Genomic DNA, 20,028 nt, shown 5'->3' with positions numbered 1-20,028 from the left:
TGGTCGTTTCCAATCGTTAGCTTCTTCCGCCGAATGATAGGTTTGCTATAATCGGGTATAAATGGGAGCGGTTATGGCAGAGATCGTCATTAAAAATTTCGATAAGCCCAAGAAGGGTGCGCGCAGCGGCTCCGTGACCCAGAAGCGGGTTCGGGATGCCAGCACGGGGAAGTTCGTGATCGTGCGTACGATCAACGGGCATAGCGAGACGCTCGGCGAGGACCTCGACTACGTATTCCGTCGCAACGTTGAAAAAGCACGGCGCGACAACAAGGCTGTGACAGGCGCACCAGACCGTGTCCCTGGCCGAGGCTGATCAGCCGGTATTCCTGCTCGTCGCAGGGCCTAACGGGTCGGGAAAGAGCAGTGTCTATGCGAACGCCGATCTGGAGTTGGGCGGCCGGTCCGTATGGATCGTCAACCCTGATCTCCTGGCGGCCCGTATCGCTGCCGTTGAAGACCTTTCGTTACCGGCAGCCAATCTGGCCGCCGTGCAGCGCATCGAGGCCTGGCTCGATGCGTCAATCTCCGTACACAAGACAGTCGGCGTTGAGACGGTTCTCTCGACGGGCAAGTACCGACGCATCGTGGAAGAAGCCAAGCGTTTAGGCTTCGCCATATGGTTGATTTACGTGGTCTTGGATCGTCCCGAGCGTTCCATCGAGCGCATTAAGCTCCGCGTTGAAAAGGGCGGACATCACGTGCCCGACGAGAAGGTCCATAAGCGATATGCCGCGTCCCTGGAACAGCTCCCGTGGTTCCTGGAGAATGCTGATCAAGCGTGGATCTGGGACAACAGCGGTTCGCAGCCGCGCCAGATCGGTGAGAAGAAGGACGGTGTCATCGCGCTTGATGAAGATGCTCTCACAGCGGTTGTGCACACAGTTCGCGCAATCGCGACCAGGGAGCGGACATAGCGCGTCCGGCAGGCGAGCAGGAGGGGATCTGAGCCGTCGGCTGCCCGAGGACCAGGTGTTCAGTCCCGCGCGGCGCTGGATGTCGCTGCCACGAGGAGGTCGTGGCTGCGGTCGTGGCGGATGGTGACCCAGCGGCCGGGATCGGCGGCGTCCTGGCGCTTGAGGTAGCGATAGGGGGTCTGGGACCACGAGCGGACGCGGCTGTCCAGATTGTCGAGGACGAAGTCACCCTCCTGCGAGGTCAGCGTCAGGACCGCATGGCCATCGCCGTTGCGCTTGCGCACGACCGTCATCAGAAGGTTGCCGGCAGGAATGCCGAGGGCGATCAGCCGCTGGCGCTTGAGAAGCGCGTAATCCTCGCAGTCGCCGGCGGTGGTGGGGATGGCCCAGTGTTCGTCCTGCCCATAGAGCGCCAGGTCGCTTTCGGCCGCGATGGTCGCATTCACCGTGCGGTTGATGCGCGCGACGCGCCCCATCGTCTCCGCCGTCAGGGCGATCGGGCCCGGCGCCATGGCGCCGGATGGGGCGCAATCCTGTGGCGCGCGCCGGCAATAGTCGAAATGGCCGATCGGCTGGGTCGTGTAGGCGCCGAGCGTCATGAAGGGGCTGTCGGCATGCGCGCCGACCATGATGGCGGCGCTGATCGCCAGCCCGGCCGCAAACGCCAGAATCGTCTTTGCACCCGTCATCGCCACGCCGCCCCTCACGGCTGGAACCCCAGTCCGCCGATCGTGGGTGCACGACGCAAAACAGTCAATAAGTCATTCGGATGACACCGCCTTCACCCAGTGGATGCGGCATATGCGGCCCCTATGGGCTGCCGATCCGCCCGCCGACAGGCCAAGACTGCCGGATCGAATGGCGGTTTTGTGACGCGCCTGTGGGCGGCGCGGCGCGGAGGCGAACCCTGAAGCCGAGGGGGACGAGCCTTGAAAGGTTGTCGAACCCTTCCCCCTCGTCCGCCTCAACCATACAGTGCGCTGTCGGGAAACCATATGCGGCCATTGCGGCCGCAGACCGGTTGCGGCACCGGGCAGATATGCCCGGCACCCTTCAGCGCCCCTTTGTCCCTGCCGGGTTTGCCGGCATGGTTCGGGGCAGCGATGAGCGCGTCACCGCCGACACGTCCCGGCACAAGGTCGGAACGGCCCATCATCGACAGGGCCATTCCGTCCCCGATCTCCAAATTATCACCGGGGAGAGCGTCGGCCCTGCGCCTTTTCAGGGGCAAACGCATCGGCACCGATACGAAGCGGATGCGAAGGATGATGGATATATGTTAGAGGCTGTCACAGCCATCGATGCTTTCTCCTTTCAGTGGAGCATTGGCGGTTAGGCCCGGCCATGGAGCTGCGAACTCCTGGCCGGGCCGCTACGTCTATAGGACAGAATTCCGATCTTTACCAGACGTGTCGCGCACGCTCAGGTGTTCAGCCCTGGCGCAGCATGTCGGTGACGGCGCGCTCCATGCGCGACAGGTCTTCCGGGCGGGACAGGCGGTGGTCCCCGTCGGCGACGAGCGTCAGCGTGACGCCTTCGCCCGGCAGGTGCGAGACGAGGTCCAGCGCGTGGGTATAGGGAACGTCCGGATCCTGCATGCCCTGGATGATGTGGACCGGGCATCCGGTTTCGATGGGGCCGTCCATCAGGCAGCGGGCCAGCCCGTCATCGAGCAGCCGCTTGGTGTAGATGGTCCCCTCCGGCCCATATTCGGACGGGCGCGTCATGTATCCACGGGTCGAAAGCGCGTGACACTCGGCGGCGGTGAGCGAAGGCTCGACGAGCCGCTTGGTGAAATCGGGGGCGGGGGCCAGCAACACCATGCCGGCCACGCGGCCCGCCAGCTCGCGCGCCAGGAGAAGGGCGATCCAGCCGCCCATGGAGGAGCCGACCAGGACGAGCGGGCCCCCGGTGCGGGCGGTCACGATGTCACGCGCATCGGCCAGCCAGTCGGAGATGGTCAGATCCTCGAAACGGCCGGACGATTCGCCATGCCCGGTATAGTCGAAGCGCAGGAAACCGTGGCCGCCTTGCTCAGCCATGGCATGGAGCGCCTGCGCCTTGCTGCCCCGCATGTCGGAGCGGTAGCCGCCCAGAAAGACGATGGTCGGCGTGCTGCCTTCCGCCGCCAGACAGGCGATGCGGCGGCCGTCTCCGGGCTCGAAGAAATCCGCGATGGGAGCGTCCTGCATGGTGATCGCATCCGTATGCTCTGGTCGTAAATGTTCTTTACAACGGGTGAAACTTGCCATCCGACGTGCTATATCGAAAAGGTGATCGGCTCCAGACTCGCCAGCGCCATAGCGGCCGGGCGGGTTGGGGCTATGGCCGCGCCCCGGTGGTGCAGGTAAGCCATGACCGTCAATATCAGGAGTAAACGACCATTCGCAGACCATTCCGTGCCCCGCCCGCCCAGAAGGAAGGACCGCGTTCGAACCGGGAGATCCGTGTTCCGCAGGTCCAGTTGATCGATGCGGACGGCCTGAACCGGGGCCCTGTGCCGACCGCCGATGCGCTCGCGCTCGCGGAGGAGGCCGGACTCGATCTCGTCGAGATCGTCCCGACCGCCAATCCGCCCGTCTGCAAGATTCTCGATCTCGGCAAGCTGAAATACGAGAATCAGAAGAAGGCGGCCGAAGCGCGCAAGCGGCAGAAGGTCATCGAGGTCAAAGAGATCAAGATGCGCCCGAACATCGACGACCACGATTACGAGACGAAGATGAAGGCCGTGCGCCGCTTCTTCGACGAGGGCGACAAGGTCAAGGTGACCCTGCGCTTCCGTGGCCGCGAAATGGCGCACCAGGAGCTCGGCATGCAGCTTCTGAACCGCGTTCGCGAGGAAACGGCCGAGATTTCCAAGGTCGAGGCCGAGCCCAAGCTCGAAGGCCGTCAGATGATGATGGTCCTGGCGCCGCGCGGCTGAAGCCGCGCTGCCGTTTCCGGGCTTGCCAGCCTTCGGGCCAGCGTCTATAAGCCCCACCGTTCAAGTGCGAGCCGTCCGGCAGGGCATGCCGTGGCGGCTCCGAATGCTTTGGCGCAAAGGTTGCGGTATTTTACCGGGTGGCGGTGACGCTGCTTAGCCTTTCGCCTTGCCCCATCGAGGAGAGCGAAATGCCCAAGATGAAGACCAAATCGAGCGCCAAAAAGCGCTTCCGCATGACCGCGACCGGCAAGGTCAAGGCCCAGCCGGCTGGCAAGCGCCACGGCATGATCAAACGCTCCAACGACTTCATCCGCGACGCACGCGGCACGATGATCCTGTCCAAGCCGGACGAGCGCATCGTGAAGACCTACATGCCCTACGACCGCTGAGCGGACGTTCGGGACAGAAGCGAATTTAAGGAGCTAGATCATGGCACGCGTGAAACGGGGCGTAACGTCCCATGCCAAGCACAAGAAAGTCCTGAAGGCCGCCAAGGGTTTCTATGGTCGCCGCAAGAACACGATCCGCGCCGCGAAGGCTGCCGTCGACCGGGCGATGCAGTACGCCACGCGCGACCGTCGCAACAAGAAGCGCAATTTCCGCGCTCTGTGGATCCAGCGCATCAATGCCGGCGTGCGTGAGCACGGCCTGACCTATGCGCGCTTCATGGACGGCCTGAACAAGGCCGGCATCGAGGTCGACCGCAAGGTGCTGTCCGACATCGCCATTCATGAGCCCGAGGCCTTCGCCGCGCTGGTTGCGCAGGCCAAGGACGCGCTGGCATACCTGAAGGACGAGAACGCGAACGCTTACGAGCGCGCCGTCGGCGAGAAGCGCGCCGCCTGAGGCGACGCCCGGGCGGAATGCCGCCTACTTGCGAACTGCGACAAGGCCCGCCGCGAAGCTCGCGCGCGGGCCTTGTCGCGTCCCGGGGGGTGTGCTTCAAGCGCCCCTGACGGGCGACGACGGGACGACCGGAAGATTCACGGGAACATGACCGTGCAAGGGGGCGAAAGCTAGGTGACGAACATGGTGAGCGATCTGGCGGCGCTCGAGGAGCGAACCCTTTCGAACATCGGCGCGGCCGATAGCGAAGCCGCACTGGAAGAGGTCCGCCTGGCCGCGCTGGGCAAGAAGGGCGAGATTTCCGAGCTCCTGAAGGGCCTCGGCCGCATGACGCCGGACGAGCGCCGGGAGTTCGGCCCGGCCCTGAACGGGCTGCGCGACCGGGTGCAGGGGGCGCTGACCGAGCGCCGCGAAGCACTGGCGGACGCCGCCATCAACGCCCGGCTGGCCGCCGAGGCGGTGGACGTGACGCTGCCCGTCCGCCCCTCCACGCTGGCGCGCGGGCGCATCCACCCGATCAGCCAGGTGATCGACGAGGTGACGGCCATCTTCTCCGACATGGGCTTCGCCATCGCCGAAGGCCCGGATGTGGAGACGGACCACTACAACTTCACGGCGCTGAACTTCCCCGAGGGCCACCCCGCCCGGGAAATGCACGACACGTTCTTCTTCAAGCCGGGCGCGGATGGCCGCCGCAAGGTGCTGCGCACGCACACCTCGCCCGTGCAGGTGCGCACGATGGAGCGCCAGGCGCCGCCCATCCGCATCGTCATACCGGGCAAGACCTACCGGCAGGATTCGGACGCGACCCATTCGCCGATGTTCCACCAGCTGGAAGGGCTCGTCATCGACCGCAGCGCCAACATCGCCAACATGATGTGGGTGCTGCAGGAATTCTGCCGTGCCTTCTTCGAGGTGCCGCAGGTTCAGATGCGCTTCCGGCCGAGCTTCTTCCCCTTCACCGAGCCCTCGATGGAGGTGGACATCCAGTGCGACCGTTCCCGCCCGGGTGAGGTGCGCTTCGGCGAGGGGACCGACTTCATGGAGATCCTGGGCTGCGGCATGGTGCATCCGAACGTGCTGTGCGCCAGTGGCCTGGATCCCGATGTCTATCAGGGCTTCGCCTGGGGCATGGGGATCGATCGCATCGCCATGCTCAAATACGGCATGCCGGACCTGCGCGCCTTTTTCGACGCCGATGTGCGCTGGCTCGAACATTACGGTTTCCGGCCGCTGGATATTCCGACACTGTTCGGCGGCTTGAGCAGCTAGATTTCGGGCATTTTGGCAAGGGAAGGCGTCAGACCGACATGAAGATGATGTTCCTGGAATGCATCGCCGTTCTGGCCGGCGCCGTCCTGGCGACCCTGGTGACGGGAATCCTCACCTGGCTGTTCGGCGGCGTCGCCTTTGCGAGTGCGGTGGCGTCCCTTGGCGCCTATGTGCTCGGCCTCGTGACCGTTGGCCTGTTCGCCTTCCTGTACCACCAGCTCGATCGCACGCCGGCTGCCCTGGCCAGCCTGGCGCTGGGCGTGGTGCTGCCGAGCCTCGTCGACCGCTTCATCCTGGGCGAGACGCTGACCTGGACCGGCATCATCCTGGGCAATCTGGTCTTCGCCGTGCTGGCCCTGTCCATCTACCGCTTCGTCCACGCCAATGCGACGACGCGGCAGGGGAGCCTGCGCTGACCGCCGGCCCTCCTCCCGCCATCCATCCAATTCGTCCACCACCGATACGATCGCGAACTCAATCATGAAATTCACCCTGTCGTGGCTGAAGGATCATCTGGAAACGCAGGCGAGCCTTGACGAGATCACCGAGCGGCTGACGGCCATCGGTCTGGAGGTCGAGAGCGTCGACGACCGGGCGGTGTTCCACCCCTTCACCATCGCCCGCGTGCTGACGGCCGAGCCGCATCCCGATGCCGACAAGCTGCGCGTGCTCAGCGTGGATGCCGGCCCGCAGGTCAATGACGGCAAGCCGCTGCAGATCGTCTGCGGCGCGCCCAATGCACAGGCTGGCCTTATCGGCGTCCTGGCGTTGCCGGGGACCTATGTGCCCGGCATCGACACGACGCTCGGCGTCGGCAAGATCCGGGGTGTCGAAAGCTTCGGCATGATGTGTTCCGAGCGCGAGCTCGAACTGTCGGACGAGCATAACGGCATTATCAGCCTGCCGTCCGACGCGCCCGTCGGAACGCGCTTTTCCGATTATGCGGGCCTGTCGGACCCGGTGATCGAGATCAACCTGACGCCCAACCGGCCGGACGCCACGGGCGTTTCGGGCATTGCACGGGACCTCGCGGCGGCCGGCCTCGGCACGCTGAAGACAAAGGCGCCCGAGCCCATCGCCGGAGAGGGAGATTGCCCGGTTGCGCTCACCCTCGAAAGCCCGACGGCGACCGGCTTCGCGCTGCGCCTGGTGCGCGGCGTGCGCAACGGCCCATCGCCGGACTGGATGCAGAAGCGGCTGAAAGCCATCGGACTGCGCCCGATCAACGCGCTGGTCGACATCACCAACTACCTGACCTTCGATCGCGGCCGGCCACTGCATGTCTTCGATGCCGCGCGTGTGACGGGCGGCCTGACGGTGCGCCAGGCTGCGAGCGGCGAAGAGATCCTCGGGCTCGACGGGCGGGTCCATGCGCTCGATGAATCGGTCTGCGTGATCGCCGATGACAAGGGCCCCGAATCGATCGCCGGCATCTTGGGCGGCGAGCATTCGGGTTGCGACGAGACGACCACGGACGTGCTGATCGAATCGGCGCTGTGGGAGCCGATCGACATTGCCCGCACCGGCCGGCAGCTCGGCATCGTCACCGATGCGCGCTACCGCTTCGAGCGGGGTGTCGACTGCGATTTCATGGAGCCGGGGCTCGACCTTGCCACGCGCCTGGTGATGGAGCTGTGCGGCGGCACGCCGACGCGCAAGCACATCGTGCCCTATCGGGGCGCGCGGCCGGAGCCCGTGCGGCTGCCCTTCACGGAGGTCGAGCGTCTCACCAGCCTGACCGTCGCGCCGGACCGGCAGATCGCGCTCCTGCAATCGCTCGGCTTCACCGTGGCGGCGCGCGACGATGCGGGGGCGACGATCGTCCCGCCGAGCTGGCGGCCCGATATCGACGGCAAGGCGGACCTCGTGGAAGAGGTGATGCGCCTGACGGGTGTCGATGCGATCGCGCCCGCGCCGCTGCCGCGTGATGCCGCCGTGACGGGCCGCGTCCTGACGGCGGCGCAGCAGCGCGACCGGATCGTGCGCCGGGCGCTTGCCACGCGCGGCATGCTGGAAACCGTGACCTATTCCTTCATCCCGCATGCGGAGGCCGTGGCCTTCGGCGGCGGCGCCGAGGCGCTGCAGCTCGAAAACCCGATTGCCGCCGAGCTGACGGATATGCGCCCCTCGCTCCTGCCGAGCCTCATCGCCGCAGCGACGCGCAATGCCGCGCGCGGCTATGGCGATACGGCCCTGTTCGAGGTCTCGCATGTCTATCGGGACGATACGCCGGAGGGCCAGCAGCGCGTGGCCGCTGGGCTGCGCCGGGGCACGGCCGTCATGGCGGGCGCGGGGCGCGACTGGTCCGGCAACGCGCCGACCGTCTCGGTCTACGATGCGAAGGCCGATGCGCTGGCGGTTCTGGAAGCGGCCGGCATTCCCACCGATCGCATCCAGATCGAGGCCGGGGCCAGCGCCTGGTACCATCCCGGCCGTTCGGGGCGCATCAAGCTCGGACCCAAGGTCACGCTGGCGGAGTTCGGCGAGCTGCACCCCAAGGTCTTGAAAGCCGTTCGGGCGGGTGGCGCCCTGGCCGGCTTCGAGGTGCAGCTCGACGCGCTGCCGGAGGCGCGCCGCAAGCCGACGCGCACCAAGCCGACCCTCCAGCTTTCCGCGTTCCAGCCCGTGCGGCGGGACTTCGCCTTCGTCGTCGATGCGGCGGTCGAGGCGTTGAAGCTCGTACGCGCGGCCGAAGGCGCCGATCGCAAGCTGGTGGGCGAGGTGCGGATCTTCGACATCTTCACCGGCGCCGCCCTGGGGGAAGGGCGCAAGTCCGTCGCCCTGGAAGTGACGCTGGTTCCCAGCGAACGCACCTTGACCGACGAGGATCTGGAGGCCGTCTCCGGCAAGATCGTCGCCGCGGTGGCGAAGGCCACGGGTGGCGTCCTTCGGAGCTGACCTTTCCAGTGGGGCTGCCGGCGCGCAAGCTCCGTGCAGCCTTGCGCCGTCATGCTGGGGCAGGCAAGCTTCCGGCATGAACCGCGGCAGGATGGCGATGGGACAGCTTTGGCGTTGGGTGCTGGCGGTGGCCGCGCTCTTGCTCTGGGGCACGGCCGCTCTGGCGGAGCCCGCCGCCCGCGATCTGTTCGGGCAGGCGCGGGAGCCCGCCGCCATGGCCAGCGCCAGCATCGGCTTCTATTCACGCGGGTGCCTGGCCGGTGGCGTCGCCATGCCGCGTGACGGGCCCACCTGGCAGACCACGCGCCCGGCCCGCCACAGATCCTTCGGCCATCCGGCCATGATCGACCTCCTGGAGCGCCTGTCGGCCCAGGCCGCCGCCCAGGACGGCTGGCCCGGCTTCCTTGTGGCCGATATCGCGCAGCCGCGCGGCGGCCCCATGACCAACGGCCATGCCTCGCATCAGATCGGCCTGGATGCGGATGTCTATCTGACGCCGATGCCGGACCACCGCATGAGCGACGCCGAGCGGGATGCGATCGATCCGCCCAGCCTGATCGACGCCAGGACCCTGCGGGTCGATCCGGCGCGCTGGCGGCCGGAACATTACCGGCTGCTGCGGCGTGTGGCCCTGGCGCCGGAGGTGGAGCGCATCTTCGTCCACCCCGGCATCAAGGAAAAGCTCTGCGCCGTGGCAAGCGGCGATCGCGGCTGGCTTGCCAAGGTGCGGCCGATGTATGGGCACGATTATCATTTCCACATCCGCATGCGGTGCCCGCCGGGCGCCACCGCCTGCGAAAGCCAGGAGCCGGTCGGCCGGGGCGATGGCTGCGGGGACCTGTCCTGGTGGTTCGATGTCGCGCTGCAGCCGCCACCGCCGGGTGCCAAGCCGCCGCGGCCCAAACCCCCTCTGGCCATGTCGGACCTGCCCCGGGCGTGCCGCCAGGTGCTGGACGCGCCGGCCGGCGCCGCAGCCGCCGGCTCAGGACACGCTCCTGTCCTTTCCGCAATCCCCACACCGACGGAACGCCCGTCACATTGAGAAACTAAGCCTTTCCACAGGCCCGCTCTGGCAGTAGAGACGGTGCAGCCTTTCAATCGATTTATACGGTCCCGCCATGACACCGACGCTCGATAGTTCAGAAGCCCTCCGCTTTCCGATCCTGATCGCCGACATCGGTGGGACCAATGCGCGCTTCGCGCTGTTGCTCGATGCTTTCGCCGAACCGAAGACCTTCCCTGTCGTCAAGACGGCGGACTATCCCAATATCGACGACGCGATCCAGGCGACCGTGCTGGACAAGACCTCCGTGCAGCCGAAATCCGCCGTGCTCGCCATTGCCGGCCCGATCGACGGGGACGAGATCGACCTGACGAACAGCCCCTGGGTCGTGCGTCCGCGTTCGCTCCTGGCCGATCTCGGCTTTGAGGAAATCGTCGTCATGAACGATTTCGAGGCGCAGGCGCTGGCCGTTTCCGCCCTGCCGGACAGCGGCCGGCAGCAGATCGGGGGCGGTTCAGCGCGCGAGGGCGCGAGCCGCGTGGTGCTTGGCCCTGGCACGGGCCTCGGCGTGGCGGGGCTGGTGCGCGCGCGGCGCATGTGGATCCCCGTGGCGGGCGAGGGTGGGCATGTCGACCTCGGGCCCCGTACGCCGCGCGACATGGCCATCTGGCCGCATCTGGAAAGGATCGAGGGGCGCGTCTCGGCCGAGCAGGTCCTGTGCGGCCGCGGCCTGGTCAATCTGTACCGCGCCATCTGCGGCGCCGACGGCGTGCCGAGCCGCCACGACACGCCCGAGGCGGTGACGCTCGCCGCCGCGACGCCGGCCGAGGACGCGCAGGCGGCCGAAGCCATCCAGCTCTTCGCCACCTGCCTCGGACGGGTGGCGGGCGACCTTGCCCTGATCTTCATGGCGCGGGGCGGTGTCTATATTGCCGGCGGGATCTTCCAGCGCATCGTGCCGCTCCTGCGCACGGAGGCGCTGCGGGCGGCCTTCGAGGACAAGGCGCCGCATTCGGCGCTCCTGCGCGATATGCCCCTCTTTGCGGTGACCGAGCCCATGGCAGCCCTGGTCGGGCTGGCGGCCTATGCCCGCAACCCGCGCTTCTTCGGCCTGGAGACGGCGGGGCGCCGCTGGTCCGCCTGACCGCGGCGCCAATGCAGGGGCGCCGTCAGGCGCCGCCATCGTGCGTCTTGCCGGCCTGGTAGCTGGCGAAGAGATCGTCGGCCATGCGCCGCAGCGCGCGGCCGATCTCGGCATATTCGTACTCGTTCAGATTGGCGAGCGACACGCGGCCGGCCGGCTCGCGCGTTCCGAAGCCCTTGCCCGGCAGAAGGACGATCCCCGTTTCGTCGGCGATCTTGAAGAGCATGTCGCCGGCGCTCGCGACCTTGAGCACATAGGCGGCGAAGTCCTCGCCGTGCATCTGGCGGGCGATCTCCTCCAGGTCGAGAAGCGTATAGTAGGCCACCTCGTTGGGGTCCGACTGCGCGGCCATGCCCAGTTCACGGTAGAGCGCCTTTTCCCGGCGGCGGATCAGCTTCTTCAACTCGGCCTTGTAGCCATCGGCCTCGTCCATCAGGGCAAAGAGCGCGAAGAGCACCATCTGCACCTGCTGCGGCGTCGACAGGCCGGCCGTGTGGTTCAGCGCGACAACGCGGCTGTCGGCGACCAGCCTGTCGATGAAGGCGAGCTTGCCGACATCGGGAATGATCGACTGGTAGCGGCGGGTCAGCCGGTCGCGCTCGGCCTGGGGCTGGGCCTTCAGGGCCGCGTCCATCACATTGTCCTTGCCCGTCGCGATGACGCCGAGCCGCCAGCCCGTCGCGCCGAAATATTTGGAGAAGGAATAGACCAGGATCGTGTTGCGGGGGCAGATGGCGAAGACCGAGCGGAAATCGTCGGCGAAGGTGCCGTAGACATCGTCGGTCAGGATCATGAGATCCGGCCGTTCGGCCACGATGGCGGCGATGCGCTCGAGGCTGCGATCGTCCATCTTGACCGAGGGCGGGTTGCTGGGATTGACCAGGAAGAAGATCTTGACCGCCGGATCGCGCAGCTTGTCCAGTTCCGCGTCCGGATACTGCCAGCCGGCATGCGGGTCCGCGTCGAGCGAGACTTCCTGAAGGCCGAACTCCTCCAGCTCCGGGATCTCGATATAGGGGGTGAAGACGGGCTTGCCGATCGCGACCTTGTCGCCCTTCTGCACCAGGCCGTTTGCCTGCAGCGTATGGAAGACATAGGCCATCGCGGCCGTGCCGCCTTCGACCGCGAAGAGGTCGATGCTGCGGGTGGGGAGGGCCCCGCCGACCATCTCCTTGACGATATACTCGCGCACGATCTTTTCGCTGTAGCGCAGCATGCGCGGCGGCACGGGGTAGTTGCAGCCCAGAATGCCCTCGACCAACTCGTGCAGCACGTCCGATGCCGGCAGGCCGATCTGGTCCCGCACATAGCTGATGGCGCGGGCCAGGAAGACGACGCCGTCCTGGTCTCGATTGTCGGCGCAGAAGCGCTCGAAGCGCCCCTCGATCCCGGCGATCTTGGGCAGGCCGCCAATGCCGTTGGGCATGTAGGAGAAAGACAGTTCCGCCTCGGCCGTGGCGAAGAGGCCGAGCCGGAAGAAGGCGCGGCGCGGCAGTGTCGCCAGGAAGTTGGGGTTGCCGCGCCCCGCATTCAGCATCATCCGGTTGGCCTTGCCAGAGGCGAGCTTGATGAGCTCGTCCTTCAGCTCGAAGGGGCTGAGCTTGGCGTATTGGCTGTAATCGGTGGTCATCTTCTATTCTCCTGTCGCGTCAGGCAAAGGCGACCACGAGCGGGCCGAGCAAGGTCAAAAACACGTTGGCGAGGGCGTAGGTGATGGCGAAGGATGCGGTGGGAATGGCGTTTCCGGCCTTGTCCAGCACCTCGCCGAAGGCAGGATTGGCGCTGCGCGAACCGCTCAAGGCGCCCGCGAAGATGGCCGTGTTGTCGTATTTCAGGACATAGCGGCCGACCAGCATGGTGATGAGCATGGGCACCAAGGTCACGACGACGCCGACCAGGAACAGCGATATGCCGCTTTCCCGGACCGTGCTGACGGCCTGCAACCCCGATTGCAGCCCGACCACCGCCACGAAGCCCGCCAGGCCAAGATCGCGCAACAGGGTGGAGGCCGCGATGGGCAGGTTGCCCAGCGCCATGTTGCGACCGCGGTACCAGCCGAAGACGAGGCCGGACAAAAGGGCGCCGCCACCCGCGCCGAGCGTGAGCGGAATGTCCCCCGCCCGCAGCACCAGAAGGCCGACGAGCAGGCCGACCGCTATGCCGACGCCATGATAGACGAAATCGGTCTTGTCGCTGGCGATCACTTCCGTTCCGGCGGCCTGCGCCACCCGGGCCACGTCGGCGGCGCTGCCGTAGATCGTGGCCACGTCGCCCGCCTCGATCCGCGTCTGCGGCGTCATGGCGACGGGGGCGCCGCCGCGTTTGAGGCCGGTGACGAAGATGCCGTGCTTCAGCGCGGCATTGGTGTTGCGGGTGATATCCTCGATATCGTGGCCGACGAAACGCCGGTCGGTCAGCGACACGTCGCGGCTGACCATGACGGCATCCATGCCTTCGGACGACATAAGCTCCGGGCCGATCGACGCACCGCAGGCCAGAACGCCGCCGCGCCGGCCGACCAGAAGCACCACATCGTCTTTTTGCAGGGCAAGGTCCGGCTGCAGCCCGATAATGGCGCCGTTGCGCTTGACGCGCTCCACGCTGACGGGTGAGCCCGCCGCCGCCTCGATCTGTGCCACGCTGCGCCCGGCCGCGGCCTCCACGCGGTAGAGCCGGCCGACGAGGTCCGGCACGGCGGGGGATTCTCCAGGGCCGTACTGCCGTGCGCCGGCCAGGAGCGCAGCTTCGGCGCGCATGGCATCGTCGCGGATGGAGCGGCCCATCAGCCAGGGGAGGATGTTGACGCAGATGATGATGGCCCCGAAGGAGCCGAAAATATAGGTCACGGCGTAGCCGACCGCGACATTGCCCTGCAGGCGCTGGATCTCGTCCGCGGCAAGGTTGAGCTGCCCGATGGCCGAACTGGCCGTGCCGATGATGGCGGATTGGGTCAGCGCCCCGGCCGCGACGCCGGCCGCCAGGCCCTTGTCCAGCCCGAACAGCCGCGCACACAGGATGACGGTGCCGAGCGCCGTGACGGCCAGGACGCTCGCCAGCACGATCTCGCGCAGCGATTGCCGCCCGAGCGACCGGAAGAAACCGGGCCCGCTCTCGAAACCGACGGCATAGATGAACAGGGCGAAGAGCAGCGTCTTGACGCCGTCCGAGATGGACACGCCGACCTGGCTGATCAGCACGGCCACCAGAAGCGAGCCCGCGACGCCGCCCAGCTGGAACTTGCCGAACTGGATCTTGCCGATCGCATAGCCGCCGGCCAGCGACAGGAACAGCGCAATCTCCGGCGATCTGTTGAGGATGGTGTGAAGCATTTCCATGAGCACGCGTCCCCCCGGGCTCCAGGTCGATGCGATTGCAACTAGCGCTTGCAAAATCGGGGGAAAGGTTGGCCGTCTAAAATTCCCGGCCTTCCGTATTCGCCGGGGGTCGGCGGCGCTTCGTGATGCTGCGCGGGTTTCCTCCCGGCGGTAAAATGCTTATGAGCGTGCGGGCGACATTAACGGGAATGGGTCTGACGTGACGAAGGAAAGCGGCCTGTCCCTGGCTGACGGACAAGAGAGGGGAGAAGCGCTCCGCCTGTTGAAGCGCATCCTGTCCGAAAACGGGAAAGCCCATGTCCGGGGTTACGTCGTTGCCGTCATCTGCCTGGTGCTGGTGGCGCTGACCACGGCCTTCCTGGCCTGGATCATGCGCGACGTGATCGACCAGATTTTCGTCCAGCGCGACCGTGCCATGCTGGTGACCCTGCCGCTCGCGGTGTTCCTGGCCTTCCTGATCCGGGGCGTGGCCAGCTACGGCCAGGGCGTGACGCTGGCGCGCATCGGCAACGATATCGTCGCACGATACCAGAAGCGGCTTTTTGCGCATCTGACCGAACTTTCTGTGGATTTCTTCGGCGAGAACCGGTCCGCGCAACTCGCCGCGCGGATCAGCCAGAACGTGACCGGCGTGCGCGACACGCTGAACCTGACCGTCACGTCGCTGGCGCGCGACCTCCTGACGCTCGTCTTCCTGATCGCGGTGATGATCTGGCAGGATCCGGTCCTGTCGGCCATCGCGCTCCTGGCCGGGCCACCCATCGCCATTCTGATCGGCGGCCTGTCCCGCAAGCTCCGGCGCGCGACCCGCCAGTCGATCGACCTGAATGCCCGTGTCGTGGGCGCGATGCAGGAGGCGGCCCAGGGTATCCAGGTGGTCAAGGCCTTCACCATGGAGGCGCCGCTGCGCCAGCGCACCGACGCGCTGGTGGAGGCGGCGGAGGAGCGGGCAAACCGCATCGCCGCCATCACCGAGCGGTCCGGCCCCATCATGGAGATCGTCGCCGGCCTGGCCGTGGCCGGGGTGATCGGCTGGTCGGGCTACCGGGCCATCGTCTACGGCTATTCGCCGGGCGCCATGTTCGCCTTCATCACGGCGCTGCTCCTGGCCTATGACCCCGCCCGCCGGCTGGCCCGGCTGCAGGTCGAGATGGAGCGCGCGCTCGTCAACGCCCGGATGATCTACGAACTCCTGGATCTCCAGCCCCGCAAGCGGGACCGGCCCGGCGCGCCGGACCTGGTGGTCCGGGGCGGCGAAATCCGCTTCGAGGGCGTGGAATTTTCCTATGCCGCGTCCGACCCGGTGCTCCGGGGGGTCGACTTCGTCGCGCCGGCGGGCCGCACGACGGCCATCATCGGCGCTTCGGGCGGCGGCAAGTCCACCATCCTGGCCCTGATCGAGCGCTTCTACGAGCCCGGCGCCGGGCGGATCCTGATCGACGGGCAGGATATTTCCGGCGTCACGCGGCACTCGCTGCGGCGGCAGATCGCCTATGTTCCGCAGCAGCCCGTCCTGTTCGAAGGCACCATCCGCGACAATCTGCGCTACGGGCGCATGGACGCGACCAACGCCGAGATCGAGGCCGCAGCGCGGCTGGCCCAGGCGGAAGAGTTCATCCTTGCGCAACCGCAGGGCTATGACACGCCGGTCGGCGAGAATGGGGTGACGCTGTCCGGCGGGCAACGCCAGCGCCTGTCCATCGCCCGGGCACTGGTGCGCGGCGCGCCCATCCTCGTCCTGGACGAGGCGACCTCTGCCCTCGATACGCGGTCGGAAATGCTGGTGCAGCGCGCGCTGGCCGACATCATGACGGAAAAGACCGTGCTGGTCGTGGCGCATCGGCTGTCGACCATTGTCGGGGCACATCAGATCCTTGTGGTCGAACAGGGCAAGGTTGCGGAAAGCGGCTCGCATGCCGACCTCCTCTCCCGCGATGGCGGGCTCTATGCCCGCTTCCACAATCTGCAGGCATCGGGCGCGGTGGAAAGCGGTCCGACCGGCCCCTGACGCATGCCGGCCCCGGATGCGCGACGACTTGTGACGGCGGCGACGCGCTTGTATGTCACTCCCAGCATCCGCTTGAAACCCGGCCAAGGCCGGGCGCGGCACGAAAGGAGCGGGCCATGAGGCTGGTCGTATTGGGCGCCGCCGGGCGCATGGGACGAAACCTCGTCAGGATCATCGAAGAGACGCCGGGGGTGACCCTTGCCGGCGCCATCGAACGCCCCGGCTCGCCCGTCCTAGGGCGGGATGCCGGCGATCTTTCCGGCATCGGCGAGATCGGGGTGGACATCACCGACGCGCTGGAGCCCTGCCTGGCGGATGCCGACGGCATACTGGACTTCACATCACCCGCCTACAGCGTGCGGGTCTGCGCAGCGGCGGCCGAGCATGGGCTTGTCCACGTGATCGGCACGACGGGCTTTTCGCAAGCGGACGACGCGGCCATCGCCGCCAGCGCAGCGCGGGCGCGTGTGGTCAAGTCGGGCAATATGAGCCTCGGCGTCAACCTTCTGGCCGTTTTGGTTGAGAAGGCGGCGGCCGCGCTGCAGGCGCAGGACTTCGACATCGAGATCTGCGAGATGCACCACCGGCACAAGGTGGACGCGCCGTCCGGAACGGCGCTGCTTCTGGGGCAGGCTGCAGCAGAGGGGCGCGGCATCGCGCTCGGGCAGCACAGCGTGCGCACGCGTGACGGGCATACAGGCCCGCGTCCGGCTGAGGCGATCGGCTTTGCCACGCTGCGTGGCGGCTCGGTCATCGGTGATCACAGCGTCATTCTGGCCGGGGAGGGGGAGCGCATCGAGCTCGTCCACCGGGCGGATGACCGCAGCATCTATGCACGGGGCGCCGTCCGCGCCGCCCTTTTCGCAAAGGACAAGGCGCCCGGCCTCTATTCCATGCGGGACGTCCTCGGGCTTGCCTGACGGCGTTCCAACAGGCAAAGCGGGCTTTACGCCCCGCACGATGAACAATGCGACACAAGGATCGGAACCCAATATGGCGCGCACGCTCGTACTCGTCAGGCACGGCCAGAGCGACTGGAACCTGAAGAACCTGTTCACCGGCTGGCGGGACCCGGACCTGACGCCGAAGGGCGTCGAGGAAGCCCGCAGCGCCGGCCAGCGGCTGCGGGAGCTGAACCTCGTCTTCGACCGGGCTTTCACCAGCAACCTGTCCCGCGCGCAGCGCACCCTGGCCCTTCTGACCGAAACGCTCGGCCAGACGGACATCGCAACCGAGCGCAGCGAAGCCCTGAACGAGCGCGACTACGGCGATCTGTCCGGCCTGAACAAGGACGATGCGCGCGCCAAGTGGGGCGAGGAGCAGGTCCATATCTGGCGGCGGTCCTATGACGTGCCCCCGCCGGGCGGAGAAAGCCTCAAGGACACCGGCGCGCGCGTCTGGCCCTATTACATCCACACGATCCAGCCCGCGGTGCTGAACGGGGGCAACGTCATCGTCGCGGCGCATGGCAATTCCCTGCGCGCGCTCGTCATGGCGCTGGAAGGCCTGACGCCGGCGCAGATCCTGGAGGCCGAGATCGCCACCGGGGTGCCCATCGTCTACACGCTGAACGCCGATTCGACGGTCGCCTCCAAGGACGTCCTGATCGGCTGAAGCGGTCACCAGCCCGGGCGCGCCTACTGGCGGGCCCGGGCCAGGGCTCGGGTGAAGGCCGTGGCGAAGCTCTCGCGGTCGTCCGGGTTCAGGAAGGCGCCGAGTTCGGTATCCTGCCCGCGGGCCGACACGGCCATCCGCTCGACGCCGAATTCCTGGTGCCGGCGGACATGGAAGCGGGTCCAGAACGGGTTGTAGTGGAATTCCTGGACGGCGCCGCGCGCCGATGTCTTGCGGATCATCAGATCGGTGCGCGAGACGCTCACCTCCTCGCTCACCCGGGCGGAGCGGTAGCTGGCCCGGAAAGCCAGCCAGAGGGCCAGGACATCCAGCCCGAAGAAGCCGAAGACCGGCCAGGCGCCATGCGACAGGAAGAACAGTCCCGTTCCCAGGCTCAAGGCGCCGAAGCCGAGCATGGTCACGGCGAAGCCGAGCGGCCCGAGCGATCGGTAGGGCCGCAGCAATGCCGTGAAGAACGGCCTGTCATTATCGTTCGTGCCGTCCTCTTGCGTCATGAGGGCCGTACCACGCTGCAACGGGGGTCAGGATGGGGACGATACGCCAAAAGGCCGGGTCTGTCGCCGGTGCGGCGCGTCGCAAGGCGAGCCGGGCGCCGCGCATTCCCTACAGGCCGGACGAGATCGGCGAGATCTTCCGGCGCTTCTCGGTCCAGCGGCCGGAGCCGCAGCCCGAGCTGGAACACCGTAACATCTTCACCCTGCTCGTCGCCGTCGTCCTGTCGGCGCAATCGACAGACGCCGGCGTGAACCGCGCGACGCGCGGCCTGTTCGACCGCGCCGACAATGCAGCCGCCATGGCGGCGCTGGGAGAGGACGCCATCCGCGATGCGATCAAGACCATCGGCCTGTTCCGCAACAAGGCGCGCAACGTCCACCTCTTGGCTGAGGCGGTGCGCGACGTGCATGGCGGCGTCGTGCCGGACACGCGCGAAGCGCTGGAAGCCCTGCCGGGTGTCGGCCGCAAGACGGCCAATGTCGTCTTGAACACCGCCTTCGGCAAGGAGACGCTGGCGGTCGATACCCACATCTTCCGGATCGGCAACCGGCTCAAGATCGCACCCGGCAAAACGCCGGAGGAGGTCGAGCGGAACTTCCTGCGCATCATTCCGGAAGGCTATCTGCGGCATGCCCACCATTGGCTGATCCTGCATGGCCGGTATGTCTGCAAGGCGCGCAAGCCGGACTGCCCGGCCTGCATCATCGCCGATCTGTGCAAGGCGGACGAGAAGACGACCGACAGGCCCGCTCCGCTCGTCACGCTGGAAAGCCGGGGTCCGGGCGAACAGCCCCGTCCGCCGGTCGTAGCGGAAGGCTGAACTCCCGGCGCGCCAGCTTCTGATGCAGATGCACCATCATGGCGGCGGCAAAGAGCGGAGTGACGAGGTTGACGATCGGGATGGCGAGGATGAGGGCGATGACGAGCCCGGCCAGGAAGATGCGCGTTCCGTAGCGGTGGCGCATGGCGCTCGCATCTTCCTCGCTCCGGTAGCGCAGGGCGGCGAACTGGAAATATTCGCGCCCGAGGAGATAGCCGTTGACGATGAAGAAGGCGCCGACATTGACGACCGGCACCCAGAGAAGAGCGAAGGCGACGAGATTGCCAAGGATGACGATGCCGAAGAACTTGATGGACAGGACGATGCCGCGCAGGAACGGCAGGGCGACGCCGGGCGCGGCATCGGCATAGTCGGTCCGCTCGACCACCTCGGCCACGTCGTCCAGGAAGAGCCCGGCGATGATGGCGCTGACCGGGGCGATTAGGAAGGCCATGAGCAGGGCCAGGGCGATGCCGGCCGCAAGCCCCGCATAGGTGCCCGCGTTGTCCGCCCAGCTCGGCATATCAGGCGCAAAGCGCGCGAAGAAGGGAATGGCGACCACTTCGAACAGCCAGCGCACGGCGAACCAGAGCGCGATGAGCGCAACAGCCGTCAGCCCGAGCACCTTCCACAAGGTGCCCCGAAAGGGCGGTGAGACGACATCCCGCGCGGCAAGGCGGGCAGCGGACAGGATCATGCGTGCGTCTCCGTTTTCAAGGCCGCAAACACCGG

At 67.0% G+C, this 20,028-nt stretch carries 20 protein-coding genes; 14 read left to right on the top strand and 6 right to left on the bottom strand.

From position 1 onward, the window contains the following. The first annotated feature begins 73 nt into the window (after positions 1 to 73). Positions 74 to 316 (top strand): hypothetical protein, encoded by a 243-nt coding sequence (locus AUL30_RS12350; protein ID WP_062228231.1) that lies wholly within the window; start codon positions 74 to 76, stop codon positions 314 to 316. Then, the gene (locus tag AUL30_RS12345) at positions 297 to 917 is read left to right on the top strand and encodes a zeta toxin family protein (protein ID WP_083507901.1); all 621 of its coding nucleotides are present in this window, start codon (positions 297 to 299) and stop codon (positions 915 to 917) included. The genes AUL30_RS12350 and AUL30_RS12345 overlap by 20 nt, the downstream gene beginning before the upstream one ends. A gap of 59 nt (positions 918 to 976) precedes the next feature. Here the strand turns inward: AUL30_RS12345 and AUL30_RS12340 are convergent, their stop codons facing one another. Both AUL30_RS12340 and AUL30_RS12330 read right to left on the bottom strand, forming a co-directional pair. Then, positions 977 to 1,606 (bottom strand): transglutaminase-like cysteine peptidase, encoded by a 630-nt coding sequence (locus AUL30_RS12340; RefSeq protein ID WP_083507900.1) that lies wholly within the window; start codon positions 1,604 to 1,606, stop codon positions 977 to 979. A 741-nt stretch (positions 1,607 to 2,347) separates the two neighbouring features. Beyond that, the gene (locus tag AUL30_RS12330) at positions 2,348 to 3,109 is read right to left on the bottom strand and encodes an alpha/beta hydrolase (protein ID WP_062228182.1); all 762 of its coding nucleotides are present in this window, start codon (positions 3,107 to 3,109) and stop codon (positions 2,348 to 2,350) included. A 191-nt stretch (positions 3,110 to 3,300) separates the two neighbouring features. Here AUL30_RS12330 and infC point away from each other — a divergent pair, with 191 nt between their 5' ends. From infC to AUL30_RS12290, 8 genes are all read left to right on the top strand, one after another. Further along, a complete protein-coding gene (gene infC / locus AUL30_RS12325) occupies positions 3,301 to 3,840 on the top strand; it encodes a translation initiation factor IF-3 (protein ID WP_062228181.1) in 540 nt (179 codons plus the stop codon). Positions 3,841 to 4,028: 188 nt separating this feature from the next. Next, complete coding sequence (gene rpmI / locus AUL30_RS12320; protein ID WP_039195541.1) at positions 4,029 to 4,229, top strand: 50S ribosomal protein L35; 201 nt, start codon at positions 4,029 to 4,031, stop codon at positions 4,227 to 4,229. A 40-nt stretch (positions 4,230 to 4,269) separates the two neighbouring features. Next, positions 4,270 to 4,686, top strand: coding sequence for a 50S ribosomal protein L20 (rplT, locus tag AUL30_RS12315; RefSeq protein WP_062228180.1), 417 nt, complete (start codon positions 4,270 to 4,272; stop codon positions 4,684 to 4,686). Between the two features lie 183 nt (positions 4,687 to 4,869). Further along, positions 4,870 to 5,958 carry a phenylalanine--tRNA ligase subunit alpha gene (pheS, locus tag AUL30_RS12310; protein WP_157070127.1) on the top strand — a complete coding sequence of 363 codons (1,089 nt, stop codon included), beginning with the start codon at positions 4,870 to 4,872 and terminating at the stop codon, positions 5,956 to 5,958. A 38-nt stretch (positions 5,959 to 5,996) separates the two neighbouring features. After that, complete coding sequence (locus AUL30_RS12305; RefSeq protein WP_062228179.1) at positions 5,997 to 6,374, top strand: hypothetical protein; 378 nt, start codon at positions 5,997 to 5,999, stop codon at positions 6,372 to 6,374. Between the two features lie 64 nt (positions 6,375 to 6,438). Beyond that, on the top strand, positions 6,439 to 8,856 hold the full coding sequence (pheT, locus tag AUL30_RS12300; protein WP_062228178.1) for a phenylalanine--tRNA ligase subunit beta: 2,418 nt from the start codon (positions 6,439 to 6,441) through the stop codon (positions 8,854 to 8,856). Between the two features lie 97 nt (positions 8,857 to 8,953). Further along, a complete protein-coding gene (gene mepA / locus AUL30_RS12295) occupies positions 8,954 to 9,898 on the top strand; it encodes a penicillin-insensitive murein endopeptidase (RefSeq protein WP_083507907.1) in 945 nt (314 codons plus the stop codon). A 76-nt stretch (positions 9,899 to 9,974) separates the two neighbouring features. Next, positions 9,975 to 11,003: a glucokinase gene (locus AUL30_RS12290; RefSeq protein WP_062228176.1), complete on the top strand. Its 1,029-nt coding sequence runs from the start codon at positions 9,975 to 9,977 to the stop codon at positions 11,001 to 11,003. A 25-nt stretch (positions 11,004 to 11,028) separates the two neighbouring features. Here AUL30_RS12290 and AUL30_RS12285 read toward each other — a convergent pair whose 3' ends face one another. Beyond that, positions 11,029 to 12,633 (bottom strand): bifunctional aspartate transaminase/aspartate 4-decarboxylase, encoded by a 1,605-nt coding sequence (locus tag AUL30_RS12285; RefSeq protein WP_062228175.1) that lies wholly within the window; start codon positions 12,631 to 12,633, stop codon positions 11,029 to 11,031. A 19-nt stretch (positions 12,634 to 12,652) separates the two neighbouring features. Then, positions 12,653 to 14,338 carry an aspartate-alanine antiporter gene (aspT, locus tag AUL30_RS12280; RefSeq protein ID WP_062228174.1) on the bottom strand — a complete coding sequence of 562 codons (1,686 nt, stop codon included), beginning with the start codon at positions 14,336 to 14,338 and terminating at the stop codon, positions 12,653 to 12,655. 199 nt (positions 14,339 to 14,537) lie between these two features. Here aspT and AUL30_RS12275 point away from each other — a divergent pair, with 199 nt between their 5' ends. The 3 genes from AUL30_RS12275 to AUL30_RS12265 all read left to right on the top strand — a co-directional run bounded on the left by AUL30_RS12275 (position 14,538) and on the right by AUL30_RS12265 (position 17,960). Then, the gene (locus AUL30_RS12275) at positions 14,538 to 16,346 is read left to right on the top strand and encodes an ABC transporter ATP-binding protein (protein ID WP_083507899.1); all 1,809 of its coding nucleotides are present in this window, start codon (positions 14,538 to 14,540) and stop codon (positions 16,344 to 16,346) included. Between the two features lie 116 nt (positions 16,347 to 16,462). Next, positions 16,463 to 17,266, top strand: coding sequence for a 4-hydroxy-tetrahydrodipicolinate reductase (gene dapB / locus AUL30_RS12270; protein WP_062228173.1), 804 nt, complete (start codon positions 16,463 to 16,465; stop codon positions 17,264 to 17,266). A 73-nt stretch (positions 17,267 to 17,339) separates the two neighbouring features. After that, a complete protein-coding gene (locus AUL30_RS12265) occupies positions 17,340 to 17,960 on the top strand; it encodes a 2,3-bisphosphoglycerate-dependent phosphoglycerate mutase (protein WP_062228226.1) in 621 nt (206 codons plus the stop codon). Positions 17,961 to 17,983: 23 nt separating this feature from the next. Here AUL30_RS12265 and AUL30_RS12260 read toward each other — a convergent pair whose 3' ends face one another. After that, a complete protein-coding gene (locus tag AUL30_RS12260) occupies positions 17,984 to 18,475 on the bottom strand; it encodes a DUF2244 domain-containing protein (protein WP_062228172.1) in 492 nt (163 codons plus the stop codon). Between the two features lie 32 nt (positions 18,476 to 18,507). Between AUL30_RS12260 and nth the strand changes: the two genes are divergently transcribed. Continuing rightward, positions 18,508 to 19,296, top strand: a complete 789-nt coding sequence (gene nth / locus AUL30_RS12255) for an endonuclease III (protein WP_062228171.1) — start codon at positions 18,508 to 18,510, stop codon at positions 19,294 to 19,296. On the opposite strand, the gene AUL30_RS12250 is transcribed toward nth, so the two are convergent. Beyond that, complete coding sequence (locus tag AUL30_RS12250; RefSeq protein WP_062228170.1) at positions 19,235 to 19,993, bottom strand: sulfate transporter family protein; 759 nt, start codon at positions 19,991 to 19,993, stop codon at positions 19,235 to 19,237. The genes nth and AUL30_RS12250 overlap by 62 nt on opposite strands. Positions 19,994 to 20,028 lie beyond the last annotated feature (35 nt).

Source organism: Aureimonas frigidaquae, from assembly GCF_001463905.1.
Classification (GTDB): Bacteria; Pseudomonadota; Alphaproteobacteria; order Rhizobiales; family Rhizobiaceae; genus Aureimonas; species Aureimonas frigidaquae.
Note: the sequence above shows the minus strand (reverse complement) of the source record. Positions and strands in the feature narration are given on the sequence as shown.